The organism is Actinosynnema sp. NPDC050801, assembly GCF_040673975.1.
Lineage (GTDB): Bacteria > Actinomycetota > Actinomycetes > Mycobacteriales > Pseudonocardiaceae > Actinosynnema.
This window is the reverse complement of the sequence record NZ_JBFAQZ010000051.1, coordinates 1-7,554: the sequence shown is the minus strand read 5'-3', so window position 1 is coordinate 7,554 and position 7,554 is coordinate 1. Positions and strand designations below refer to the sequence as shown.

The window sequence follows — 7,554 nt, the reverse complement described above, 5'->3', positions numbered from 1 at the left end:
ACTGCTCGGGGTACTTCGACTTGCCTGACACGGGGAACATCCTTCCCCAGACCGCTGTCTGGGATCAGGGTGTCCGGTTCAAGGGGACAACCTCACTTCTGGTATCTGATCTTGCGTGTCGGCGGAGTTGGTGTCGGGTTGGTCGGCGGGGTTTGAGACGTTCCTTGGCCGGTTCGCGGGTCGGTTCCCGCGGGTGGAGTCGCGGCGCCGGATGCGGTGGTATGTCAGTGGTCTGCTTTCTGAAGTGGAGCGGAAGAACGGGTGGACGCTGGCCGAGGCGGCCGGTGATGCCGGTCCGGAGGGTATGCAGCGACTGCTGAACTTCTATGTTTGGGACACCGACGGGCTGCGCGACGACGTCCGGGCTGCGGTGGTCGAGGCGATCGGCGACGCCGAGGACGGTGTGCTGGTGGTGGACGAGACCGGCTTCCTGAAGAAGGGCACCAAATCCGCCGGGGTGGGCCGTCAGTACTCGGGCACGGCGGGGCGGATCAAGAACTCGCAGATCGGCGTGTTCCTGGCCTACGCTTCACCACACGGGCGGGCGTTGATCGACCGCGAGTTGTACCTGCCCAAGGACTGGACCGACGACCGAGAACGGTGCCGGGCGGCGGGAATCGGCGACGAGGTCGGGTTCGCGACCAAGCAGGTGCTCGCCCGGCGCATGATCGAACGCGCGCTGGAGGCGGAGGTTCCGTTCGGGTGGGTGACCGCGGACGAACTGTAACGGCCACGACACGAAGTTCCGGCTGTGGCTGGAGTCCGTCGACGTCCCGCACGTGGTGGCCGTGCCGAAGAACGCGATGGTGGTGTCGTTCGAGCTGCTGAAGGTCCGTGTCCACCGCCTGATCACCGAACTTCCCGACAGGGCGTGGAAACGGCTCAGTTGCGGCGACGGAGCGCGAGGGCCGCGGGTGTCGGACTGGGCGACGGTCGACATCCGTCCGCTGCGCAGGCGGGAATGGGGACACTGGCTGTTGGCCAGGCGCAGTGTCGCCGACCCCTCCGACATCGCCTACTACGTCTGCTTCGGCCCGGCCGACACCACCCTGGAGCGGCTGGTGGGTGTCGCGGGGGCGCGGTGGGCGGTCGAGGAGTGCTTCCAGACCGCGAAGAACGAGACCGGCCTGGACCACTACCAGGTCCGCGGCTACCGGGCGTGGTACCGGCACATCACACTGTCCATGACGGCCCTGGCCTTCCTGGTGATCACACGCGAGATCACCAAAAAAGGGGCTCCGCATCCGGTGCCGACCACTCGCTGATCCCGTTGTCGGTCAACGAGATCCGCCGATTATGGAACCGGGTCGTCGACCGCGTCACCCACACCGTCGACCACGTCCTGCACTGGTCGAACTGGCGACGAACAATCCAAGCCCGCGCCCGGATCAGCCACCACAAGAGACGCGAACATCACAACCTGTCGTTGTCGTATTACTGGTCCTAACAAAATGATCACCGTGGTGGCGTCGGGGATGTCCGATGTGGATCATGTTCGGTCGTGAGGAGGGGTGAGTCGCCGCCGTGGATCGTCCCGGACGATCTGTGGGAGCGGATCGAGCCGTTGTTGCCGGTGGTGCCGCGCAGGACCCGTAACGCCGGTCGCAAGCGGGTACCCGACCGGATGTGTCTGCAGGGCATCCTGTTCGTGCTGCACACCGGGATCCAGTGGGAGTTCCTGCCCCAGGAGCTGGGCTTCGGTTCCGGGATGACCTGCTGGCGGCGGCTGCGCGACTGGAACGAGGCCGGTGTCTGGTCACGGCTGCACGAGGTCCTGCTCGCGGAGTTGCACTCGGCCGGCTGGCTGGACTGGGACCGCGCCGTGATCGACTCCTCGCACGTCCGGGCCGCACGTCGCGGCCCAAAAGCGGCCCGAACCCGGTCGACCGCGCCCGACCGGGCTCCAAGCACCACGTCCTGACCGACGGCGGTGGTATTCCACTCGCCGTGCTGTTGACCGGAGGCAATCGCAACGACGTCGTCGGTCTGGAACCGCTGCTGGACGCGGTGCCGAACGTGCGCGGCCGACGTGGGCGCCCGCGTCGACGCCCGAAGACCGTCTACGCCGATCGCGGCTACGACCACGACAAGTACCGCAGGCGCCTGCGTGCCAGGGGCATCGCACCGCGGATCGCCCGTCGTGGTGAACCTCACGGCTCCGGCCTGGGCACTGTCAGGTGGGTCGTAGAGCGCACGATCGCCTGGTACCACGGCATGAAACGCCTGCGCATCCGCTGGAAACGACGCGACGACATCCACGAGGCCTTCCTCGGCCTTGCCACCTGCATCATCTGCTACCGACACGTCCAACGATTCTGTTAGGACCAGTTACAGGTCCAGAGCCTGTCTCACGGTGATGTCACCGTGATCGGTCTCAGTCGGCGTGTCATGTCCTCCGATGCTGCCGCACCATGTGTGGTGAACGAGTAACTCGTGGCGGCGCTTGCCGAGGCTGGGGCGCCGTTCCGGACGCTCGTTGCCGACTCGGGCTGGGCGCACGCCGGCTGTGCGCACGCGACCGTGGAGGGCTGGTGCTCGACTAGGGCCGGTGGTGCTCAGGTCGTTTTATCGTGTCCAGCCGTCATGGCGAGCAGCCGCAGGGCATGTTCCTCGCCCAGCAGGTGCCCCATCTCTGCGTGGATCAGTCGTGCCTGTTCGGCGTGGTCGGCGCCTGCCCGGTGGTCGCCTCGGTACACGTGGACCGCAGCGAGGGCAGCGTGGGCCTGGCCCTCGTGAGGTCGATGGCCGGTGTGGCGGGCCAGGTCGAGTGCCGCGGTGGCGTCATCGACGGCGGACGCCAGGTGGCCGCGGTGGTGGTGGACCGCCGCCAGGCCGAGCAGTGCTTCGATCCGCCCTTGTCGGTAGTGCGAGTGGTCGGCGGCTGTGAGTGCGTGTCGGTGCAGCGACTCAGCGTCGTCGAGCCGCTCTCTGAAGCAGTGCATCGCGGCGAGTGTGTTGCGCGTGTCGACCTCGACGGCGTGGTGGCCTTCCGCGGCTTCCACTGCCTGTTCGAGCAGGACTACAGCCTGGTCGTAGTCTCCGCGGAGGGCGACGAGCCTCCCTCTCACCCCTAAATACCAGGCGGTCTCGTAGCCGGCCGAGACACGTCGGATGTGCGGAGCCGCCGAGTCGAGGAGTTCCTCGGTCTTCTCGAGGTCGCCGAGGTGCAGGCGGGTTTCGGCCAGGCCTATCAGCGCGGCGCCGCGGCCCCGGTCGTGGCCGGACGCTTCCTGCGCGGCGCGTGCCCTGGTGAGGTAGTCGAGGGCTTCCGCCGGACGGCCGAGCCTTAGTGTCGCCATCCCCAGGTTGATCAGGACAGTCCCGGCGTGGATCAGGCAAGTGGATTCGGCGGTGGCGATCTCGTCGGCTCGACGCAGGTGTTCCAACGCCGCCGGCAAAGTACCGGTGTAGTAATGCACGATGCCGAGATTGGACAGCGCGGTACACCTACCCAGGGGCCACTCGGCGCCTGTCGCCCTGGTCAACGCCGACTCGAAGTGGTCGACCGCCGAGGCGTGGTCGCCCCTCATCAAGTCGAGCACACCGGCGCTGTTGTCCATCGCGGCCACCGCGTGTGGGTTGCCGTCGGCCTGCGCGGCACGGAGGGCACAGCGGACGACGGTCTCCCACTGCGCGGTGTTGCCCCGCAGGAAGTACCCCTTCAACCCGTCCGCCACCTGCCAGGCCAGTCGGTGCCGGCCGGTGGCCGACGCCAGTCCCACGATCGCCGTGATGTTGGACGCCTCCGCGGTGAACCAAGCCAAGACGGCAGCGCTGCCGTCGAAGGACATCGGCTCGCGGCCTGTCCATGAAGTGCTCCCCGGCAGGCGGACCCTTCCGGCGTCGAGGATGTCCGCAGCGCTGTCGACGGCGATGGCGTACCAGGTGAGCAGACGGTCCACGGGGTCGCGTCCGTCCCGGACGGCACGGTCGGCGGCATACAGCCGGGTCAGCTCGTGCAGCGCGTAGCGGCCGGGAGCAGGTTCTTCGACCAGGTTCGCAGCCACCAGGTCCCGCATTTCGCGCTCGGTCTCGGCGAGGCCGGTGTCGGCGAGCGCCGCGACTGCGGGTGCGGTCGCGTCCGGTCCCGGCACCAGCCCGAGCAGCCGGAACACCCGCTGCGTCGACCGGGCCCTGGCTGCGTAGGACAACTCGATGGCGGCGCCGACGCCTGCGGTCGGGTCGCCGTGCAGCTCCAGCGAACTGAGCCGGTCGCCGCCGCGCAGCGCGGTCGTGTAGTCGCCGATCGAGCGGTTCGGCTGGGCGGCGAGATGCGCGGCGGCGATACGCAGGGCGAGCGGCAACCCACCGCACAGTGCCACCAGGTCGGTGACGGCTTCGGGTTCGGCGGCGACGCGCGTCCCGCCGATGATCCGGTCGAGTACCGCTTTGGCATCGTCGACGCCCAGCACGTCCAACCGCTGTTGCCGGGCACCCTCGTGTGCCACGAGGCCGTCGAGCCTGTTGCGGCTGGTGACCACCACGGTGCAGTCCGCCGTGCCCGGCAGCAGGGGGCGAACCTGACCCGCGTCGACGGCGTCATCGAGCACGACCAGCATTTGCCTGTCCGCCAATGTCGAGCGGTAGATCGCGGCCGCGCCGTCCACGCTCGCGGGTCGCCTGATCGGCGCGACTTCGAGCGCCTGCAGTAACTCCTCCAGTGCCTGCCTGGCTGTCAGCGGCATTCCGGCGCTGTGTCCGCGCAGGTTGACGAACAGTTGTCCGCCGGGGAAGCGGTCCCGGTTGCCGTGGGCCCAGTGCAGCGCCAGCGCAGTCTTGCCCACGCCCGCAGTGCCGGTCAGGACGTGCACCACCGGGCTGCCCTCGACCCCGTCATGCGCTCCGCCCATGACGCTCAGCGCTTCCTCCCTACCGACGAAACTCCGTGGCGCGGACGGCAGCTGTGCGATACCTGTGGCAATCGGGCGAACCTCGGATCGCGATCGGTACCGAGGTCGGGTGGCATCCACCTCGTTCACCGTGCTCCGAGGCTCGATGCCGCGTTCCGGATCCACCCCGCGTCCGGAGCTGCCCGTCAGGATCCGGCCGTGCAGTTTTCGCAGGGCCACACCGGGGTCCGATCCCAGCTCCTCGACCAGTCGCGCACGAACCTGCTGGTAGTGCTCCAATGCGTCGGCCGTGCGGCCAGCCTGGTGCAGGGCCAGCATGTACTGGCCCGCCACTCGCTCGTCCAAGGGGGCCGCACCAGACTGCTCGGCCAACCCGACCACCAGCTGCCCGCCGCGACCCAGACGTAACAGGACGTCAGCCAAGTCATGCTGCGCGGCCGATCGTTCCAACTCAAGCCGGTCACGTTCAGCTTCGGCCCACTCGCCGACCACGCCAGTCAGAGCCTGCCCCTGCCACAATTCCAATGCGAGAGTCAGCGACCGAGCGGCCCGCTCGTCGTCCTCCGCATCGGCGTTGGAGCGCAGGTCGCGGAACCGGTGCAAGTCCACCACCGGCCCGGTCGTATCAGTGATCAAGACGTAGCCGCCCGACCGTCGCACGATCACCACGCCGTCCGCGGCGGCCAGCACTCGGCGTAGCCGGGAGATGTAGGTGTGCAGCGTCGCACGCGCCTTCGGCGCGACATCGGTACCCCAGACCCGTTCGACCAACCGATTTACCGGCACCACCCGCCCCGCGTCGACCGCCAACGCGACCAGCACGCACCGCTGCCTGGGCGTGCCCAGGTCCACCGGCCGCCCGCCAACCTCCGCACCGACCTCACCCAACAGTCGCACCACCACCACGCTGACCGGCCCCTTCCCCGTTGCCCCCAGGGCTACAGGCATAGCGGCCTGAGCAGCGCCGTACAGAAAACTTGCGAGAAGTTCACACGATCGGACCCGCATCGTCCAAGTCGGACCGGGTTGTCGTCGATGCCGTCGAGCGCCAACTCCTGGTACCGGCTCAGGACCTGCCGACGCAACTCCGCGTCGACCGCGAGAGGCGCGGTCAGCTCGCCTCGGCGGATCAGGTTCGCCGCCACCACCGCGACGTACGGGCTGTCAACCGCCTGCTCGGCCAAGTGCTCCCGCAGACCCCACGGCAGCCCGAGCCCTTCGGTCAGTGACTCCACCAGTGACTTCGCCGCAGGCTTCGTCAGCTCCCCCACCTCGACGTGGTCGACCTGCGCGGATGAGAATCGGGCGGCTGTGATCTGCGAGCGGATGTCCGGTATTCCGCTGGGGCGCGAGGCCAGAATGAGCTGGATCCCGGCAACGTTGCGGGCATAGGTCAGCAGCAGGGCGATTCCCTCGCGGTACTGGTGGGCGTCGTCGACCACGATGACCGCCGGGCCGTAGGGCAGTTCCGCCAGCGCGGTGGCATCCAGGACCGCTCCCTGCGACAGGAGAAACACCGGGATGTCGGGGTTGTCCTGCTGGAAGGGCGTGAGCACCTCGACCAGCAGCCGGCTCTTGCCCCTCCCACCCGGACCGCTGACCAACACCACCACCGGCCGATCCACGCTCCGATCCAAGGCGACGGCGAGCCGCTCCAACTCGGCATCCCGACCGACCCGGGCACCAAATCATTGAGCACCATGTCCGGGTTCTTCCGGTCCGTGGCGAACGCGTCGAGGCTGACGAACGCATCCTCGCCGGGCATCCTGAGCAGCAGCTTGCGCTGCTGCCTCCCCCAAGTCACATCCAGGACTTCTCGTCGCTTGTGCAGCGGAAGGTCGTCGAGCAGCCGTCCCAAGCCGCGTCGGTCCACCACCTGCCAACGCGGGTGCCTGGCGATCTCGGCGCGGACACCACTGGAAGCTTCCCCGGAGAACACCAGGTAGTACTCGTCGGCGGCGAACGTGCACGCGGCGACCGCGTCACGCACTTTCCCGACCGTGAGTTCGTCGTGGCGCTTGCACTGCCAAGCGGCGGTCGCTCCGTCGCTGAAGGCACCTTCGAAATCGATGCCGTCCTGCTTGTCACCGCGCCGTCCCCAGCGCTCCACCCGCACGACCTTGCGCACCGGAGGAACACAGAACCGGTGAGCGCTCAACAGGCGCTCCGTGAAGTCCTCGAACTCATCCGACGACAACGACGGAGTGGGCACCAACGTCGGGTTCTTGCCCGGCAGCACGAAAGCCCGTCCGACATCGCCGCCCTCGCCGGGCACAACACTGGAGCGGTCGACCATCGGCCGAGCGTACGTGTCACCCCGACAAATCGGACCCCCGCACCGTCACCTCGCCGAGTCGGCATCGTCCGCGGCGGCCGTCGGTGTGTGCATCAGTCGAGCGTGGCGCGCGGCGCGGACGCCGGGAACCGGCCGTCATCCCGCCGCATGTTCCGTACCGCCGGGTCTGCTGCACGAGTAGGTGACAGTTGTAGTCACGCAGCCTGACTGGCTGACGTGGTCATGATTGCTTCGTATTCGATGGGGGACCGACCGAGGCCGGTTTGGCGTCGGCGGCGGTGGTAGGTGCGTTCAATCCAGGTCACGATCGCGATCCGGAGTTCGCCTCGGGTGGACCAGGCGTGCCGGTCGAGAACGTTGTTCTGCAGCAACGCGAAGAAGCTCTCCATCGCGGCGTTGTCACCCGCC

General features: G+C 68.1%; 1 protein-coding gene and 4 pseudogenes. 2 read left to right on the top strand and 3 right to left on the bottom strand.

Features of this window, described 5'->3' with window-relative positions; translation table 11 throughout:
• Positions 1-115 precede the first annotated feature (115 nt).
• Positions 116-1,265 (top strand): annotated as a pseudogene (locus AB0K14_RS40755) (IS701 family transposase).
• Between the two features lie 236 nt (positions 1,266-1,501).
• Positions 1,502-2,322, top strand: a pseudogene (locus AB0K14_RS40750) (IS5 family transposase).
• Between the two features lie 233 nt (positions 2,323-2,555).
• On the opposite strand, the gene AB0K14_RS40745 reads toward AB0K14_RS40750, so the two are convergent.
• From AB0K14_RS40745 to AB0K14_RS40735, 3 genes and pseudogenes are all read right to left on the bottom strand, one after another.
• Positions 2,556-5,756: a BTAD domain-containing putative transcriptional regulator gene (locus AB0K14_RS40745; protein ID WP_360466592.1), complete on the bottom strand. Its 3,201-nt coding sequence runs from the start codon at positions 5,754-5,756 to the stop codon at positions 2,556-2,558.
• Between the two features lie 32 nt (positions 5,757-5,788).
• A pseudogene (locus AB0K14_RS40740) lies at positions 5,789-6,514 on the bottom strand (hypothetical protein); the annotation flags it as partial.
• An 826-nt stretch (positions 6,515-7,340) separates the two neighbouring features.
• Positions 7,341-7,554: pseudogene (locus tag AB0K14_RS40735) on the bottom strand (IS3 family transposase); the annotation flags it as partial.